Annotated in this window: 17 protein-coding genes; 2 read left to right on the top strand and 15 right to left on the bottom strand. The window is 64.3% G+C overall.

Annotated elements, in window-relative coordinates; genetic code table 11:
* Nucleotides 1–37: 37 nt before the first annotated feature.
* The 10 genes from RDU24_RS06600 to RDU24_RS06555 all read right to left on the bottom strand — a co-directional run bounded on the left by RDU24_RS06600 (nucleotide 38) and on the right by RDU24_RS06555 (nucleotide 7,980).
* Complete coding sequence (locus RDU24_RS06600) at nucleotides 38–1,213, bottom strand: sensor histidine kinase (protein WP_308734956.1); 1,176 nt, start codon at nucleotides 1,211–1,213, stop codon at nucleotides 38–40.
* 14 nt (nucleotides 1,214–1,227) lie between these two features.
* Nucleotides 1,228–1,686 (bottom strand): response regulator, encoded by a 459-nt coding sequence (locus RDU24_RS06595; RefSeq protein WP_308734955.1) that lies wholly within the window; start codon nucleotides 1,684–1,686, stop codon nucleotides 1,228–1,230.
* A gap of 94 nt (nucleotides 1,687–1,780) precedes the next feature.
* Entirely contained in the window at nucleotides 1,781–2,068 is a 288-nt protein-coding gene (locus tag RDU24_RS06590) for a hypothetical protein (RefSeq protein WP_308734954.1), read from the bottom strand.
* Nucleotides 2,069–2,185: 117 nt separating this feature from the next.
* Complete coding sequence (locus RDU24_RS06585) at nucleotides 2,186–2,812, bottom strand: hypothetical protein (protein WP_308734953.1); 627 nt, start codon at nucleotides 2,810–2,812, stop codon at nucleotides 2,186–2,188.
* 15 nt (nucleotides 2,813–2,827) lie between these two features.
* Nucleotides 2,828–3,238, bottom strand: coding sequence for a response regulator (locus RDU24_RS06580; RefSeq protein WP_308734952.1), 411 nt, complete (start codon nucleotides 3,236–3,238; stop codon nucleotides 2,828–2,830).
* On the bottom strand, nucleotides 3,235–4,959 hold the full coding sequence (locus RDU24_RS06575; RefSeq protein WP_308734951.1) for a sensor histidine kinase: 1,725 nt from the start codon (nucleotides 4,957–4,959) through the stop codon (nucleotides 3,235–3,237). The genes RDU24_RS06580 and RDU24_RS06575 overlap by 4 nt, the downstream gene beginning before the upstream one ends.
* On the bottom strand, nucleotides 4,952–5,302 hold the full coding sequence (locus RDU24_RS06570; protein ID WP_308734950.1) for a NifB/NifX family molybdenum-iron cluster-binding protein: 351 nt from the start codon (nucleotides 5,300–5,302) through the stop codon (nucleotides 4,952–4,954). The genes RDU24_RS06575 and RDU24_RS06570 overlap by 8 nt, the downstream gene beginning before the upstream one ends.
* 9 nt (nucleotides 5,303–5,311) lie before the next feature.
* On the bottom strand, nucleotides 5,312–6,577 hold the full coding sequence (locus tag RDU24_RS06565; protein WP_308734949.1) for a sigma-54 interaction domain-containing protein: 1,266 nt from the start codon (nucleotides 6,575–6,577) through the stop codon (nucleotides 5,312–5,314).
* Nucleotides 6,578–6,637: 60 nt separating this feature from the next.
* Nucleotides 6,638–7,063 (bottom strand): DUF1634 domain-containing protein, encoded by a 426-nt coding sequence (locus RDU24_RS06560; protein WP_308734948.1) that lies wholly within the window; start codon nucleotides 7,061–7,063, stop codon nucleotides 6,638–6,640.
* A 38-nt stretch (nucleotides 7,064–7,101) separates the two neighbouring features.
* On the bottom strand, nucleotides 7,102–7,980 hold the full coding sequence (locus RDU24_RS06555; RefSeq protein WP_308734988.1) for a sulfite exporter TauE/SafE family protein: 879 nt from the start codon (nucleotides 7,978–7,980) through the stop codon (nucleotides 7,102–7,104).
* 464 nt (nucleotides 7,981–8,444) lie between these two features.
* Here RDU24_RS06555 and RDU24_RS06550 point away from each other — a divergent pair, with 464 nt between their 5' ends.
* Complete coding sequence (locus RDU24_RS06550) at nucleotides 8,445–9,491, top strand: sigma-54 interaction domain-containing protein (protein WP_308734947.1); 1,047 nt, start codon at nucleotides 8,445–8,447, stop codon at nucleotides 9,489–9,491.
* 72 nt (nucleotides 9,492–9,563) lie between these two features.
* Here RDU24_RS06550 and dinB read toward each other — a convergent pair whose 3' ends face one another.
* The 4 genes from dinB to RDU24_RS06530 form a co-directional block, all read right to left on the bottom strand.
* Complete coding sequence (gene dinB / locus RDU24_RS06545) at nucleotides 9,564–10,733, bottom strand: DNA polymerase IV (RefSeq protein WP_308734946.1); 1,170 nt, start codon at nucleotides 10,731–10,733, stop codon at nucleotides 9,564–9,566.
* Nucleotides 10,734–10,778: 45 nt separating this feature from the next.
* Entirely contained in the window at nucleotides 10,779–11,273 is a 495-nt protein-coding gene (locus RDU24_RS06540; protein WP_308734945.1) for a hypothetical protein, read from the bottom strand.
* A 72-nt stretch (nucleotides 11,274–11,345) separates the two neighbouring features.
* Nucleotides 11,346–12,608, bottom strand: a complete 1,263-nt coding sequence (locus RDU24_RS06535) for a sulfite exporter TauE/SafE family protein (RefSeq protein WP_308734944.1) — start codon at nucleotides 12,606–12,608, stop codon at nucleotides 11,346–11,348.
* Nucleotides 12,609–12,680: 72 nt separating this feature from the next.
* Nucleotides 12,681–13,136 (bottom strand): 4Fe-4S dicluster domain-containing protein, encoded by a 456-nt coding sequence (locus tag RDU24_RS06530; protein ID WP_308734943.1) that lies wholly within the window; start codon nucleotides 13,134–13,136, stop codon nucleotides 12,681–12,683.
* A gap of 298 nt (nucleotides 13,137–13,434) precedes the next feature.
* Here RDU24_RS06530 and RDU24_RS06525 point away from each other — a divergent pair, with 298 nt between their 5' ends.
* Nucleotides 13,435–15,525, top strand: a complete 2,091-nt coding sequence (locus RDU24_RS06525) for a molybdopterin-dependent oxidoreductase (RefSeq protein ID WP_308734942.1) — start codon at nucleotides 13,435–13,437, stop codon at nucleotides 15,523–15,525.
* Here RDU24_RS06525 and RDU24_RS06520 read toward each other — a convergent pair.
* Nucleotides 15,500–16,222 (bottom strand): hypothetical protein, encoded by a 723-nt coding sequence (locus RDU24_RS06520; protein ID WP_308734941.1) that lies wholly within the window; start codon nucleotides 16,220–16,222, stop codon nucleotides 15,500–15,502. The genes RDU24_RS06525 and RDU24_RS06520 overlap by 26 nt on opposite strands.
* Nucleotides 16,223–16,253 lie beyond the last annotated feature (31 nt).

Raw genomic sequence — 16,253 nt, 5'->3', positions numbered from 1 at the left:
GGGCTGGCAGGGTCGGGCCGATGGAGGTCTGGCTGTGCTAGTGCGGGTGGTGGGGAGCGTCAATGGCCTGGGCCAGCGGCAGGCGCACGACCACTCGCGTGCCCTTCTCCAGGCGGCTATCCACAAGGATGTCTCCGCCGAGCCCTTTGATGACGCCGTAGCTGACGGACAGGCCGAGTCCTGTGCCCTGGCCCACTTCCTTGGTGGAGAAGAAGGGCTCGAAAATGCGGGGCAGGTGCGCGGGGCTGATGCCACAGCCGGTGTCCTCTATGACGATGACGAGTTCGCCCGCCTCGGACCTGGTGGTCACGGTGAGCATGCCCCCGCCAAAAGCCATGGCGTCGAGCGCGTTGTCGAGGATGTTGCCCAGGGCTGTGCTCAGGTTCGCCCCTGGCAAGGTCGCCTGGGGCAGGGTCAGCGCGGGCAGGTGCGGCGTCAGGTCGGTGTTCGTGGTGATGTGCGCCTCGGACATGCGCTGCGAGCGCTCTGCCAGCAAGGTGCGGATGAGGACGTCCAGGTCGCCGTCGTCGGAACTTCTGGCCGGTCGCGCGCCCGGTTCCACGGCGGTGTTGTGGCACAGGCATAAAAGCTTGGCCGTGAGCTGTTTGACGCGCAGGCCGTGTTCATGGAGTTTGGACGCACTCTCGGAGAGCTCGGTCAGGGTGCCGGAGACATCGCAGGAGCCTGTCTTGAGCGCTTCGCCCAGGTCTCCGGTCAGATCGTCCATCCAGCCAGCCAGGGAAACCATGACGTTGACGGGATTGTTGATCTCATGCGCCACGCCCTCGGCCATTTGGCCCAGCGCGGCCATCTTGGCCGTCTCGGCCATGCGCAAGCCTTCCAGTCGCTCCTGGCGGCGGTCCTGGGCGCGCGTAATGGCCTCGACCAGCCGCTCAATGGGCACGGGCTTGACCAGATAGTCGGTCGCCCCGAGCTTCATGCCGGAGACGGCGGTGGCAAGATCGTTCTGGCCTGTGAGCATGAGGGCTTCCGCCTGGGGCCGCACGACTTTGAGCTCGCGCAGCAGGTCAAGGCCGTTCATGCCCGGCAGGTTCACATCAAGCACTGCCACGTCCACATCAAACCCGGCGGCCAGACGCAGGGCCTCCTCGCCGTCGTAGGCGGTTCGGACCATAAAGCCCCGCGTCTGGAGCCGCTCGGCCAATGTGTCGGCGAAGTCACGCTCGTCATCGACGAGCAGGACAGCGTTCATGGCTGCCCCCTCGGCTACTTCTCGTCGTGCTCGTGGATAACCTCGTCGGCGTCTTCGAAGTCGCCTGCCTGGGCAAAGGTGGCGGCCACCATCATGTCTTCCATCTTCTGGCGATAGGCGCCCTTGATGCTCTTGACCAGGCGGTCGATGTCAACGGGCTTCTTGTGGTACTCGTAGGCGCCGAGCTGCATGCACAGCTCCTGGTCCTGCTCCGAGCCGTGGCCGGTGAGGATGATGACCTGGATGTGCGGATTGGCCTTCTTGACCTTGCGCAGCACTTCCACGCCGTCGATGCCGGGCATGCGCAGGTCGAGGACCATGACGTCGGGAGCCTCGTCCTTGACCATCTCAAGGGCGGTCTCGCCGTCATGGGCCACATCCGAGCCCATGTCGCGCATCTTCATGCGTTCGGCCAGGGTGTTGATGAAATTTTCCTCGTCGTCGACCAGCAGCAGCTTGATCTTCTTGCTCACGGTGCACTCCTTGTTGCCGCGTTTTGGCGCGGTTCCGGGGGCCGGGTCTAGGGCGTCAGGTGACGGTCCCGGCCCCCGGTGTTTGGCTCTCCGGCTAGGCTTCCGCCAGTCCGTAGGCTACGCGCACACCCGCAAGCCCAACGGATTCAAGGAACCCGCAGACTTTGGGCGTGGGTGCGAGGCGAACGGGGCGAATTCCCAGCATCTCGCGGGCCTCGGCCACGCAGCCGGCTTCCGCAAAAGCGACAGCGGCGTACACGTCCGAGACGGATACCGACATCTCCTTCACTCCAGCCATACGCATGGCCTCCTGCCGCTCCCCGGCATCGGCGAATGCCAATGCCGCGAAGGTGTCCTCAAGCGTTTTGAGCATCCCGAGCATAGTGACCTCCTGGGTGTTCGCAGGGGCGTGCACTCCGCCTGCGTAACATGGTGATTCAAGCTGCTACTCTGGATGCTACTCTTCTTTGCCTAAAAATCAATCCCCCGGGCCTGGGGCTCAGGCCGCGGGCCTGGGCAGGGACAGCACCAAACCCATGCCGCCCGGACCGGCGCAAAGGCCGATGCCAAGCGTCTTTGCCAGCGCAACCAGTGCGTTCCAGCCTTTGGCCTGCTGGAGCGTCTCGTAGCCCGGTCCGTCCAGGCGCACAACGCCAAGCCCGCCTTGCTCCTCCACGGAGAGCATCAGTTGCGTGCCTATGGGCAGCACATCAAGGGCGGCCTCCAGGGCAGCGCCCACGGCGTCCATGACCTCGACGGCGCGCAGGGACGTGCGCAGTCCTGCGCGGCCAGGAGCCAGCACCAGCGAGGTCTTCTTGCGCGCAGCGCTGCGGCGCGAGAGCCCCACAAGGGCGCGTACGGACTCGTTCACATCGGCTCCGGCCGGGCTTTTCTCCGGCGCGTGGGCGCAGAAGTTGAGCTGCTCGGTCAGGATCATGCCGCGCTCCACCTGCTCAGCCAGGACGCCAAGGCCTTTCTTGAAGCGCTCGGCGTGGGCGAAGCCTTCGCTGCTCATGGCCAAAAGGTCGTCCATGAGCCCGGAGGACTCGCGGATCGTGGCCAGAATGTTCTGCAATTCGTGTGTTGCAGAGGCCGTCATCCGGCCCATGAACAGGGCGTCGCGCATGATAAGGTCCTCCCGCTACCCGTCGCTCTTGCCCGGCAGGGCGGCGGCCTTCTTGGCATAGTCGATGGCCGATTCCATCTTCTCGATGAGCGTGTCGATGTTGAGCGGCTTCATCATGTAGTCGTAGGCGCCCAGGCGCATGCCTTCGATGCCGTCGCGGGTGCTGCCGTGGCCGGTCAGGAGCAGCACCTGGACCAGCGGGTTGGTGCGCTTCACGCGCTCCAGCACTTCCAGCCCCTTGATGCCGGGCATGAGCACGTCGAGAATGACCACGTGCGGCTCCTCGGCAGCGATGGCCTCAAGCGCGCTTTCGCCGTCAAAGGCCACGCGGGCGGGGATGCCGCGCAACTCCAGTCTCTCGGCCAGGGTGGTGATGAACTCGCGTTCGTCGTCCACCAGCAGTATCTTCCAGTCTTTCGCGTTCATGCCAATGCCTCCCGCTGCCCCTTGGGCAGGGTGATGGTGAGCGTGGTGCCCACGCCTTGCTCGCTCTCGACGGCGATGTCTCCGCCCAGGCGTTTGATGATTCCGTAGGTGATGGAGAGGCCGAGCCCGGTGCCCTTGCCCTTCTTGGTGGTGAAGAAGGGCTCGAAGATGTGCTTCAGGGTTTCGTCGGACATGCCGCAGCCGTTGTCGCGCACGGAGATTTCGACATTGTCCCCGACCTCGCGCGCTGTGGCCAGGATGCGCCCGCCATCAGCCACGGCGGCCAGGGCGTTGTTGAACAGGTTCAGGAACACCTGCTGGAGCTGGCTGCGATCGGAATTGATGCGCGGCAGTTCGGGGTCGATCTCCAGGCGCACGTCGACCTTGCGGTGCATGGCCTCGTTGGAGAGGAACCCGGCGGTCTCCTTGATGATCTCGCCAACGTCCAGGTCTTCGATGCTGACGTCCATGCGGCGGGCGAAGCCGAGCATGCGGTGTGTGATGCCCCGGCAGCGCTCCACAGCACGCAGGATGCTCTCCACCTGGCCGTCGATCCTGGCCTTGGCGGGGAAATCCTGCTCGCGCGCCATGATGTCCTTCATGAGCCCGGCCTTCTCGTTGATGATGGCCAGGGGGTTGTTGATCTCGTGCGCCACGCCCGCGGCCAAGCGCCCGATGCTGGAAAGCTTCTGGGAATGCTCCACCTGCCGGAGCGCCATCTCGCGGCGCTCCTCGGATTCCTTCATGCGGCCGATGAGCACGTTGGTGACGCGGTAGGCGGCCACGAAAACGGCCAGCACTCCCAGGGCGAAGATGAACAGCAGGTCGCCGCGAACGGTGTACCAGGTCTTGAGCACAGAGCCGCGCGGCTTCACGGCCACGAGGGCGAAGTTGGCCTCGGGGAAGTAGGCGTAGGCAAGGTAGACCTCGCGCCCCAGGGGGTCGACCATGGTCAGCACCGCGGGTTCGTAGGTCTGCGGCGGCATGGGGAAGCTCATCTTCTCCAGCACCTTGCCGTAGTTGTTGGAACTGGTTTGCAAAATGCCCTGCGCGTTGACCAGGAACGCGTCGGCATCGGGCTCCAGGCTCATGGAGGCGATGATGCGTTCGAACTGGTGGGTGTCCAGGGTGGCGCGCAAAATCCAGGTGCGCCCGTCCTCGGTCATATGCTGCACGGCCACGATGACGTGGGGGAACTTGCGGAAGCCCATGAACACGTCGCTGACGTATTTGCCCTTGAGCCGCACTTCCTGGAACCAGCGCTGCTCGGCGTAGTTCTTGCCCTTGAGGGCGTAGGGTCCGACGTAGTTCACCTGGGTGCCGCTGTCGTCGATAAGGCCAAGGTCAACGAAGCCCTTGAATTCCTTCTTCATCACGCTGAAGATGCGGGCGAGCTTCTTCTCGTCGGCCAGTTCCTGATAGGTGTAGGCCGAGGCGATGAGGCTCACGGTGGAGGAACGCTCGGTCAGGAACAGCTCAAAGGAATTCTTGGTCTTGTTCACCAGCACGCGCAACGGATTCTGGATCTCGCGCGCCATGGTGGTCTGGTGCTCGTAGTAGTTGAGGGCGCCCATGGCCAGGAGCGGGATGAGCGTGGCCGCCGCCATGAGCGCGAAGATCTTGCGGCGAAGCACGACATAGCGCACCGGGGATTCCGCTTCATCCACGTCGCTTTGCAGCTCGCGCAGCGGGTGCTTGATGATGTCGGCGAGCTTAATCATGGCCGAGCCTTGGGAAAAGGATTGCGCCGGGGGAAAGTTCTCCGCGCAGGTACAGGGCCAGCGCCTCTGCGGCAAGTCCGGCCACGCCGTCCACAACCTCCACTCGCTTCCAGCGCAGGTAGTGGTAGTGTTCTTCCTCGATGCCGCCTGTGATGACTGCGGCCACCTCGCGGTCCAGAATCAGGTCGCAGAGGTCGTCGGCGCTGGAGTGGGCCAGAACCAGGTCCTGCCTTCTTACTTCATGCCCTGTGGCGTCGACGGTGACAAGCAATACCTCCGCGCACAGGTCAAAGCGCGGGGCAACTTCGTCGCGGTAGAGCGTCACCAGAATTTTTTTACCCATGATCGCCCCCTACGCCTTGTTCCGGACGGGCTTGTGGACCCCGGCTGGTTTGCCGCGCAAGGGGGCGGGCGCTGCGTGGGGCATCGAGGCAGGTCGCGGCAGGCGCAGGTGGGTGGGCAGGTGCTCGGGCCGGATCACCTCGTCGGCGCAGACCATGACAGCGTATTCGACCATGTTGCGCAGTTCGCGCACGTTGCCGGGGTAATCGTAGGAAGTCAGCAGCGCCTCGGCTTCGCTTGAAAAGCCGAGCACCTGCTTGCGGAACTTGGCCGCGAAAATCTTAAGGTAGTGCGCCAGCAGGAAGTTGATGTCCTCGCCACGCTCGCGCAGGGGCGGCAGGTGCAGGCGCACGGCGTTCAGGCGGTGGAACAGGTCTTCCCGCAACAGTCCGGCCTTGACCATTTCCTCCGGGTCGCGACCCGAGGCGGCCACCACGCGGACGTTCAGGTGCATGGGGCGCTCGCCACCGGCTGGCACCACTGCCTTCTCGTCAAGCAGGCGAAGCAGGCGGCCCTGCTGCGCAAGGGGCATGTCCGCGATCTCGGAGAGGTACAGGGTGCCGTTTTGCGCCAGCTGGAATTTGCCGGGCCTGGGCACGCCGCCGGGGCCTTCCACCTGGCCGAAAAGCTCGGCGTCGAGCAGGGCCTCGGGCATGGGCGTGGCGTTCACCCGCACAAAGCTCTCGCGCGCCCTGGGGCTGAAGCGGTGCAGGGACTCGGCCAGAAGGTCCTTGCCGGTGCCGGATTCTCCCGTGAGCAGCACGGAGGAGTCGCTTTGCGCCACGGCGGGAAGGATGCGCAGCAGGTGCTCCATGACGGCGCAGCGGCCGACCATCTGGCCCGGGCTGGCGGAAACGGAGAGCCGTGTCTCCATGTCCTTCAGGGCCGAAAGATCTTCCAGAACGTCCAAGGTGCACAGCAGCTTGCCCTCGCGATCAAGCACCGGCAGGCTGGTCAGCCGCACGGGAATCTTGCGGCGGTGGCGGTTGACCAGGGTGCCCTCGCGGGCCTCGCTGCAGGCTTCGGGTGCGCAGGACCCGGACTGCGGCTGGCGCGGGCAGTCATGCAGGCAGAAGCTGCCCCGCAGCACGTGGCGGCAGTACACCCCCGCCACGTCCGCGGTGTTGTAGCCGGTCAGGCTCTCCAGAGCGCGGTTCAGGAACAGGGTCCGGCGCTCCGCATCCAGCACGGCCACCCCGAAGGGCAGTTCGCGCAGGATGCGGGGCAGGTCGGCCCTGTCCAGTCCGCTCAAGCTGATGAGTGTGTTCTGATCCAACTCGTGTCCTCCCCAGGGAAGCGTTATGCCTGCGCCCGCCTCCCTGGTGGGTGGGCAGTACTAGTGCGCGCCCCCGCCAACAATGCCGGAAGCGGCGAACAGAAGCACGATGATCTCGGCCAGGGCGAGCGCGGCGAAGACGAGCTCCTTGCGCTTCAAGAAGGCCGGGATGAGCGGAATATAACAAACAATTGTCATGCCCGCCAGAAGGACGATGCCCAGGAAGTTGAGGAAATCGCCCTTGGCGATGAGCACGCTCCAGCCCCAGCCGGTGGGGACATTGCCCAGCTCAAGGTAGGTGCCGACGGGCTGGGACCAGAGCAAGGGAACCTTTTCCAGGGGCACGTGCGGGGTGATGATGCCAAACACGTAGAGCAGGTAGGTCACGGCCATGAGGGCAAGGCCGCCCCAGCAGCCGTAGAACAGCATGTTGGCGTAGGTGACCTGCTCGGGAGTCGCTTTGCCGGTATGAATGGTATCGCTCATATTATCCTCCGAAATGAATGCGTGCGTTGCGCAGCGGATTAAATGCCCAGGCCCTTGAGGAGAGCCTTGCCGCCCGCAAAGAGCAGCACGCCGATGACCATGTAACGGATGAAGGTGGGCTTGGCCTTGGCCAGCAGCCGCACGCCGACGAAAGAACCCAGCATGAGGCCGATGATGCTCGGAATGGCCATGAGCGGGATGACGCAGCCCTTGTTCAGGTAAACCCAGGCGGCGGAGGTGTCGGTGATGGACAGGAGGAACTTGCTGGTGCCCACGGCCACCTTGAGGGGCGCGCCCATCATGAGGTTCAGCACGGGCACGTTGGCCCAGCCGGCGCCCAGGCCGAACATGCCGGCCATGATGCCGATGATGATGAACATCAGGAGGCCGGGCAGGGTGCGGTGGGTCTTCCACTGCACCAGCTCGCCGGTGGAGGGATCATTGTAGGCGCCGTTCATGCCCAGGGCCAAGCCGAGGGCGTCCTGCTTGTTGACGACGGGGTGCGCCGAGTTCTTGGAGCACAGGAGCAGGATGGCGATGCCCATGATGGTGATGCCCAGGAAAAGCTGGACGACATTGGTGGGCAGGGCCATGCCCAGGAACGCGCCGACGATGGCGCAGCTGGAGGCGATGAGCGCCACGGGCAGGGCCAGGCGCAACGAGGCGAAGTTTCGCTTAAGCAAGCCGGGGCCAGCGGCCAGCGCACCGGCCAGGGCCACCATGAGGCCCGCGCCGCGCACGAAGTCTAGGTGGAAGGGGAAGAAGCCGCTGACGAGGGGCACGTAAAGCACGCCGCCGCCAACACCCGCAAGCACGGCGATGATGCCGAGCACAAAGCAGAAGAACAGGAGCACCAGGGGCCAAACCCACCAGGCAACGCCCGTGTCCGCGCCAAGCTGCGCGCCAGCCTTGACCATTTCAGAGCCCGCTTGGGCAACGGCATCCGTACCCGCGTTGGAGGCCCAGGCCATGGCCGCGAAAAGCAGCACACCCATCAAGGCAATACAGGCGGAGCCCGCCAGCACATGTTTCCGATTCATCGTCATTCCCGCTCCCTTGATCGTCGTTGGATTTGTACTGCACCCTTGCTTGCCCCGGAACCGGCCCGGCGCAGGGACTTCCCATTAGTATCAATATCTGTGCCGAACAATAACAGCTTGTAATAATTTGATTTATTGAAAACGCTGGCGCGGTCATGCGGCAAGAGATTGCCGCAAAAGCGGCAAGAAACTTCCCTGTGCGGCATGTTTCGTCCCAATTGCTCTTGACTGGCAAAATATTGCCCAGTAGTGATGGCGTGTGGGTGTCTTCGGCACAGGAAAGCCTATTCGCCGAGCCAGTGAGGGCGGATTCCTGTCTGTGTTCTAAGAGGGGAAACGGGATGGGCGTTGAGTCCGAAATGTTCGACGGCAAATTTTTGCCGCAAAGCGTGGTGGGCGATCCCGAGGCGCGTTCCGCCATGCACGAAGCCGGGCTGCTCTTTCGCTCCGAATCCATGCGCGCGCTCTACCACGTGGCCATCCAGGTCGCCGGGTCCGACGCTCCGGTTCTGCTCACCGGCGAGTCCGGCACGGGCAAAGAGCTCTTCGCCAGGCTGCTGCACACCCTCTCCAACCGCAGCGGGCGGCCTTTCGTGCCGGTGAACTGCGGTGTGCTCACGGGAGAGCTCTTTGCGGACAAGTTCTTCGGCCACGAACCGGGGGCCTTTACCGGCGCGCTGCGGCTGCAGAAGGGGAGCTTCGAGCTTGCGGCCGACGGAACCCTTTTTTTGGACGAAGTGGGCGACATCCCCTTGTCCAACCAGGTGGACTTCCTGCGCGTTCTTGAGGAGCGCACCTTCAAGCGCCTTGGCGGAGAGAAGGACCAGGGGTTTCGCGCCCGCATCGTGGCCGCCACCAACCGCCTGCTCCCGGAGATGGTCCGGGCCGGGCGTTTCCGCGCCGACCTGTTCTACCGCCTGAACGTCATTCCCATCTCCTTGCCGTCCCTGCGCGAGCGGCCCGAGGACATCGCGCCCCTGGCCGAATACTTCCTCTGGCTGTTCGGCTGCCAGTATCATCGGCCCAACCTTTCCCTGGCGCCGGACACCATGGCGCTGCTGCTCCGCCATTCCTGGCCCGGCAACGTGCGCGAGCTGAAGAACCTGGTCGAGCGCGCGGTGCTCCTGCACAAGGGTGAGGGGTTGGTGAAGCCGGAGGACCTGCCGCTGGAGATGCGCCTCGGCATCGGCATGGACACCGTGTGCCCCCAGGGCGACGACAGCGTCGAGGGGCTGAACCTCGACTCCGTGGTGCGCGAGGCCGAGATCAGGGCAATCCAGCGCGCCTTCAAGGCCGCGAGCGGCAGCAAGAACCGCACGGCGGAGTTGCTCGGCATCAGCGCGCGCACCCTGCGCCACAAGTTGGCCCAATACAAATTGAAGCTCTGAGCTTGCAGCCCGCCACGCAAGACAAAATGACCTGAGCGGCCAATTCTTGCCGCCTGCCTCCCCCTTCTCCGCCTAGTCGTCGAAGTTCAGCAGGTCGCCACGAACGATGGCCCCCTTGCCGAAGCGGCCGCGCACGGCGTCGAGGGCCTGGTCCAGCGCGCCCTTGGGCTTTTTTGCCTGGGGCTCCGGCTCCAGCAGCGAGAGCTGCCTTGAACGCTCCCCGAACTGCGACACGCCGACGCCGATGAGCCGCAAGTCCTGTCTTGGGTTCAGCTCCTTGAGCAACGCCAGCGCCGTCTCGAAGATGCTTTGCGTGTCGTTGACCGGTTCCTCAAGGGTTCGCGAGCGGGTGAGCTTGCGGAAGTCGGCGAAGGTGGCCTTGAGTGTGACGGTGCGGCCGCGCACTCCCTGGGCGCGCAGGTCCGCGCCCACGCGCTCGCTCTGCAGCAGCAGCCAGCGCCGCAGCACCACCGGGTCGCGGGTGTCGCGCTCGAAGGTGTTCTCCGCGCTGGAGGACTTGGGCGGGGTGAAGGGCGTCACGGGCCTGTCGTCGCGCCCCTGGGCCAGCTCAAGCAACCACAGGCCGCGTTCGCCCAGCTTCTGTCTCCAGAACTCCGCCGGACGTTTCAGGACATCACCGGCCAGGCGCACGCCCAATCCGTTCAATATCTCCAGGGTGCGGCCGCCCACGCCGGGAATTTTCTGCACCGGCAGCGCATCCAGAAAGGCGCGCACCTCCTGCTGGCGGATGATGGTCTGGCCGTCGGGCTTGTGGAAGTCCGAGGCGATCTTGGCCAGAAAGCGCACGGGCGCGATGCCCACAGAGCACGAGAGCCCCGTCTCCCGGCGCACCTCGGCGCGGATGGTTGCTGCGAGATCCTCGGGCGGGCCGAAGAGCCGTTCCAGCCCCGTGACGTCGAGGTAGGCCTCGTCGACGCTCGCCTGCTCCACCAGGGGCGAGAAGCGCTGCAGCACGGCCATGATTCGCCTGGACATCTCCTTGTAGCGCCACATGCGCACCGGCACGAACAGCCCGTGCGGGCAGAGTTTCCTGGCCTGGGCCACGGGCATGGCCGAGCGCACGCCGAACTTGCGTATCTCATAGCTTGCGGCTGAAACAACCGAGCGCGGGCCATCGCCTACGGCGAGCGGCTGGCCGCGCCACTCGGGGTGGTCCAGATGCTCCACGGAAGCGAAGAACGCGTCCATGTCGATGTGCGCGATGTAGCGGTCAGGGGTCATGCCCAAACATTACGGTAGAGAAGGGCGGATGGAAAGAGGGTGGCCTCAGGCCGCGAAAGGGTTGTGCGGCTTCTTGGGGCTCAGCCGCGAGAGCGCCCACATCGCTGCGATGTATGGCGGGAAGAACACGGTGACAGGGCCGGCGCTGTCCCACAGGAAGGGGGCAGGCACGCCCTCGAAGCGGATGGTCAGCCAGGCCAGAGCGATCATGCCTGGCCAGAGCAGGGCGGCGCCGCGTCCGGCCGCCAGGGCAAGGGAGTTGCCGTAATGTTCCTGGGCCAGCTGGTTCTGGGCCAGGTAGGCGTCCTTGTCGTTCATCTGCAGCGCCTGGAAGGACAGCTCGCTGCGGCGCTGCGCCTCTCCGTCCTCGGCCCTGCGGCGCGAGCGGTTCGCATAGTTCACCAGCGCCTTGCTCCACCAGCCAACAACAGCGCTGCCCACGGCCAGAACGAAGACGCCGAGGTAGAAACCGGCCGCGGGGTTGGGCAGAATGCGGAAAGGAATGATGAGAAAGGCGTCGACGGCTTGGAATGGAGTCATTTTGGGTGTGCTGCTCTGTTGTGAAAGGCCGGGCCCCCTGCGGGAGCCCGGCCAGGATGTCGCACGGGGCGTTTAGACGCCGGGAATCTTGTAGCCGACGAAGCCGGCCAGCAGGTAGCCGAAGCCGATGTAGAAGGACAGCGCGATGAAGATGCGCTTCATCAGCTTGTCCGACAGGTACTTGGAGGTCATGGGGCCGACAATGGAGCCGACGGTGATGCCCACCAACTCGGTGCCGATGAGGGTCCACTCGATGGGAGTGCCCTTGGTCATAAGGGTGATGATGCTGGTGACCATGCTGACGAGCACGGCCAGGGCCGAGGTGCCGGCTGCCAGGTACATGGGCAGCTGGGTCACGCTGGTCAGGAAGGGAACCAGCAGGAAGCCGCCGCCGACGCCCAGGAAGGCCGCCACGGCGGAAATGCAGATGCCGCCCAGGAAGGGGATCAGCGGGTTGAACTTGAAGGGGACGCCGTAGAACACGAACTCGCAGGTGGACATGTTGAACTTCTGGATGTGCAGACCGAGTTTGGACTCGTCAACGGCTTCGCCGCTCTTCAGCTTCTTGACGGCGTCCTCGAAAGCCTTGGCGGCTTCCTTGGCGGTCTTTTTCTTGGTCTGGGCGCCCGGGGTGGTTTCGTAAAGCAGGTAGCAGCCCAGGACCAGGACGAAGAGGCCGAAGTAGCCCTGGTAGGACTTGAAATCGAGCTTGCCAGCGGACAGGGCGGCCGCGCCGTACGCGCCGATCAGCGAGCCCAGGCCAAGGCTGATGGCCAGGGGCAGCACCAGGCGGCCCATCTTAAGGTAGTTGAAGGAGCTGATGGCGGCGGAGGTACCCACCAGGAACTGGTTGGACGCCTTGATGGAGTCGGTGACGATCTTGCCCAGGTCCGGGGCGGTCTTCTTGAGTCCGCCAGCGTAGGAGCCGAAGCCGAACACGCTCATGTGGCCGACGCCTGCCATGACGCCGCCGAAGGCGCCAACTGTGGAGAATATCCAGCCTACCCACACGGCCCAGGCAAACGCCAGGATCGGGTTGACGGTGGGCGCGCCGGGAATGCCGAGGAAGCCGGCCGGCTTGGACTCGTCGATCATGCCCTTTTCGGTGCCACGCGGGGCTTTTTCAAGGGCGGCGGCGAGTTTGCTCATGGGCTCGCCTTCCACAGCCTTGGCGGCTCCTTCCACGGCTTTGGCCGCGTTTCCGGCTGCCGCTTCAACGGCTTTGGCGGCATCCGCCGCGGGGGCCGCGGGGGCCTGCTGGGCCACGGCCACACCAAGCCACAGGCAGAGCGAAAGTGCTGCGATGGCGCAGGCGATGAGGGAACGTCTGTTCATGTGCGGTGTTCCTCCTTACGGTTAGGGGGGTTAGATATTGTGCTTCCCGAACGTGCAATGCGGGAGGCTGTGCTATTTGGCCGGACGCACGAAGGTCAGGGCCTTGGCCGTGCAGCCGGTGACGCAGGCCGGATCAAGTCCCCTCTCCAGGCGATCAAGGCAGAAATCGCACTTGGTGGTCTTGCCGGTGCTTTCAAGAAATACAGGAACATCCCAGGGGCAGGCCTTTTCGCAACGGTGGCAGCCGATGCAGGTTTCCATGTCCAGGGTTATCAAGCCGTCCTCGGGGCGCTTCACCAGAGCACCGGACGGGCACACCTTGACGCAGAACGGTTCGTCGCACTGCAGGCAGTTCTGGTAGACGAACTCCATCCGCGGGCTGCCTTCAGGTCCGCTGAAAGGCCCAAGGGCCTTGATGCGGTTCAACGAGATGCCAGCAGGCAGCTTGTTTTTGACAGTGCAGTGCACCAAGCAGGCCTTGCAGCCGATGCAACGGTTGGGGTTCAGCGCGATGCGGTAAAGGCTCATGCTCGTCTCCTGGCTTTAGTCTGGCACGGGATTGCCCGGCCGCACATACCCCTTGGCGGTATAATCCTATGTCAAGTATAAACCACAAAGCAAGGCCTGCTGTCAATAGGGCGGCATCGCTCGTTCTTTTTTTCTCATGAACCAGAATTGTCTACCGAAACAATTAGATATGAAAATTTTGCTGTATGCTCTGAGATATTGTTGCTTTAGCGCACAGCCACTAGCCATTTTCGATGAATTATTGTAAAGGGGGGTATGTGCAAATTTTGTGTATTACGATTTTCTCTAGGAGGTCGTTATGGATAGGAAACAAGTCTTCAGCGTGTGCGGCATGTGCAGCGTCCGGTGTCCCATCGCCGCCGACGTGGAAGATGGACGCGTGGTCAGCGTTTTTGGCAACCCCCACGCCCCCGGAGTCAAGGGATCCCTGTGCGCGCGCGGCGCGGCAGGCCCGGCGCTGCTTTACGACGACGAGCGTCCGCAGACGCCGCTGATCCGCGCGGGTGCGCGGGGCGAAGGCAAATGGCGCGTCGCCACCTGGGACGAGGCCTTCGATTACGTGGCCGACAAGCTGAAGGACATCAAGGCCAAATACGGGCCGGAAGCGCTTCTGTGGTCCGACCGTGGCGGCCCGTACATGGACTTGTCCAAGGCTTTTGTGCGCGGCTTCGGCTCGCCCAACTACTGCAACCACGACACCTCCTGCGCCCGCAACGTGCAGCACGCGGCCCTGTCCATCTTCGGCTGCGGACGCAAGGAGCTGGTCTACGACCTGAAGAACGCCCGGCACGTGGTGCTCCAGACCAGAAACATCCTGGAAGGCATCAACGTCAAGGAGGTCAACGACCTGCTCGACGCGCGCGACGCCGGGTGCAAGCTCACGGTCATCGACATCCGCGCCAACATTCCCGGCGCCAAGGCCGACAACTTCTTCCTCATTCGCCCCGGCACGGACTACGCCTTCAACCTTGCGGTGATCAACGTCATCATCAAAGAGAAGCTGTACAACCGCAAGTTCGTGAAGGAATGGGTCAAGGACTTCGACCTGCTGAAGGAATTCATCGAGCCCTACACCCCGGAGTTCGCCGAGAAGGAAACCGGGGCCAAGGCCGACGCCATCCGCGAGTTCGTGCGCCAGTTCGCCAAGGCCGCTCCGTCTGTCATCTGGCATCCGGGTTGGATGGTGGCGCGCTACGGCGACAGCTTCCACGTCTGCCGCACGGCCTACATCATCAACTCCCTCATGGGCGCCATCGGGGCCAAGGGCGGCCTGCCGCTGTCCTGCAAGGCCGGCGACGTGGGCCGCAAGGGCCTGAAGCAGCTGGTGGAGCTCTTTCCCAAGCCGGAAAAGAAGCGCGTCGACGGCGCTGGCTGGGCCGAGGGCCGCACCCACTTCGACGCCGGTCCGGGCCTGGTGAACCTCTCCTATGATGCCATCGTCACGGACAAGCCATATCCCATCCGCGCCTACATCGCCCACCGGCACGACCCGCTCATGGGCTTCCCCGACCCGGAAGCCGTGAAAAAGATGTGGGAGAAGCTGGAGCTTTTCGTGGCCATCACCTTCACCTGGTCCGACACGGCCTGGAATGCGGACGTGGTGCTGCCCATGAGCACCTACCTCGAGCGCGAAAGCCTTGTGGCCAGCAAGGGCGGCCTGAAGCCCCAGTTCTTCCTGCGCAAGCGCGTCGTGGAGCCCCGTTTCGACACCAAGGCCGACTGGGAGATCATCGCCGGGCTGGCCAAGCGCCTTGGCATGGAGCCCCTGGCGGTGGACAAGCCGGAGGAGCTTTGGGCCAAGCAGTTGGAAGGCACCGGCGTCAGCGTGGAGGATTTCGCGGCCAAGGGGTTTGTGGAGCTGGCTGACAAGCCCACCTACAAGCCCGTGTCCTTCAAGACCGCCTCGGGAAAGATTGAGCTGCTGGCCGAAAAGCTCGACAAGGTCAACCTGCCGTCCCTGCCGCCTTACACCGCGCCCGAGAAGACGCCCAAGGACAAGTTCCGCGTCACCTTCGGCCGTTGCGGGCTGCACACCCAGGGCCACACGGTGAACAACCCGCTGCTGTTCGAGCTCATGCCCGAGAACGTGCTCTGGCTGAACAAGGCCCGCGCCAAGGACCTCGGCATCGAGCACATGGACATGGTGGAGGTGACTTCGAGCAGGGGCGAGGGCGGCCAGCTGCGCGCCTTCGTCACGGAGTTCATCCACCCCGAAGCGGTGTTCATGGTCCACGGTTTCGGCCACACCCTGCCGGTGGAGAGCCGCGCCAAGGGCCGTGGCGTCTCTGACAACGACCTCATGCCCGGCGGCTTGGACTGCTACGACAAGGCCGGCGGCGGCATCTCCATGCAGGAGCACTTCGTCAGCGTGCGCCGCGTCGAGGGCTAGACGGAAGAACCATCGCGGCAACCCGGGGGCAGCCCTCGGGGGAACCGACACAACAGGGGCCTCTTTCGGTGCGAAATCGCCGGAAGGGGCCTTTTGCCGTCCGCTGCATTGTCTGCGGCAGCTGGCTCGGGGCTATTCCTCGCCAAGGCGCTCCAGGTTGACGCCCCTGGTCTCGATGCGGAACACCCAGGTGACCACCGCTCCGAGCTGGGAGGTAGGTCATGGAGTATGGGCCGAGATTGTTCATGAAGTTGAAGATCATGAAGCCGGAAAAGAGCAGCAGGGTCTTGCTCTGGCCCACGGCGTCAAGAGACGCTGCGACCGTGGCCAGCCCTGCGGCGCACCCCAAAAATCCGAACACCTGCATGCGGATGCGCCCGATCTTGTCGACCAGGAGGATGGCCATGCCCATGCCGAAGACGAGCAGCAGGTCGAGGAAGGCCGCGCCCTTGGTGGCCAGCCTGTTGTTGTGGGTGAGGTCTGCGACGTTCCTCGCGGCGTTCGTGTCCGTCACGGCGCTTGCCCCGATGACGGCGGCCAGGATGGTTGGGGTGAAGATGCCGATGCCGTAGGTTCCCATGTCCTGGGTGAACCAGGGGACGGAGGCCAGGATGGTGGCGCGGCGGTGCTTCGGCGCAAAGAGGCTCGAGTAGGCGCCTGGCCTCGGCGCCGGGCATGGTTCGGCCTGGGCCGCCACGGCGGCCGGGACGGCCAGCGTGATCCAGCTG

The sequence above is a fragment of the Humidesulfovibrio sp. genome, assembly GCF_031082295.1.
In the GTDB taxonomy this organism is placed as follows: domain Bacteria; phylum Desulfobacterota; class Desulfovibrionia; order Desulfovibrionales; family Desulfovibrionaceae; genus Humidesulfovibrio.
The sequence above is the reverse complement of the archived record's forward strand: the minus strand, read 5'-3'. Positions and strand labels throughout refer to the sequence as shown.

Excerpts from the sequence above, each read along its gene's own strand:
- RDU24_RS06600 (WP_308734956.1), bottom strand. The coding sequence starts at position 1,213 with ATGAACGCTGTCCTGCTCGTCGATGACGAGCGTGACTTCGCCGACACA.
- RDU24_RS06590 (WP_308734954.1), bottom strand. The coding sequence starts at position 2,068 with ATGCTCGGGATGCTCAAAACGCTTGAGGACACCTTCGCGGCATTGGCA.
- RDU24_RS06585 (WP_308734953.1), bottom strand. The coding sequence starts at position 2,812 with ATGCGCGACGCCCTGTTCATGGGCCGGATGACGGCCTCTGCAACACAC.
- RDU24_RS06580 (WP_308734952.1), bottom strand. The coding sequence starts at position 3,238 with ATGAACGCGAAAGACTGGAAGATACTGCTGGTGGACGACGAACGCGAG.
- RDU24_RS06575 (WP_308734951.1), bottom strand. The coding sequence starts at position 4,959 with ATGATTAAGCTCGCCGACATCATCAAGCACCCGCTGCGCGAGCTGCAA.
- RDU24_RS06570 (WP_308734950.1), bottom strand. The coding sequence starts at position 5,302 with ATGGGTAAAAAAATTCTGGTGACGCTCTACCGCGACGAAGTTGCCCCG.
- RDU24_RS06560 (WP_308734948.1), bottom strand. The coding sequence starts at position 7,063 with ATGAGCGATACCATTCATACCGGCAAAGCGACTCCCGAGCAGGTCACC.
- RDU24_RS06555 (WP_308734988.1), bottom strand. The coding sequence starts at position 7,980 with ATGGTCAAGGCTGGCGCGCAGCTTGGCGCGGACACGGGCGTTGCCTGG.
- RDU24_RS06550 (WP_308734947.1), top strand. The coding sequence starts at position 8,445 with ATGGGCGTTGAGTCCGAAATGTTCGACGGCAAATTTTTGCCGCAAAGC.
- dinB (WP_308734946.1), bottom strand. The coding sequence starts at position 10,733 with ATGACCCCTGACCGCTACATCGCGCACATCGACATGGACGCGTTCTTC.
- RDU24_RS06540 (WP_308734945.1), bottom strand. The coding sequence starts at position 11,273 with ATGACTCCATTCCAAGCCGTCGACGCCTTTCTCATCATTCCTTTCCGC.
- RDU24_RS06535 (WP_308734944.1), bottom strand. The coding sequence starts at position 12,608 with ATGAACAGACGTTCCCTCATCGCCTGCGCCATCGCAGCACTTTCGCTC.
- RDU24_RS06530 (WP_308734943.1), bottom strand. The coding sequence starts at position 13,136 with ATGAGCCTTTACCGCATCGCGCTGAACCCCAACCGTTGCATCGGCTGC.
- RDU24_RS06525 (WP_308734942.1), top strand. The coding sequence starts at position 13,435 with ATGGATAGGAAACAAGTCTTCAGCGTGTGCGGCATGTGCAGCGTCCGG.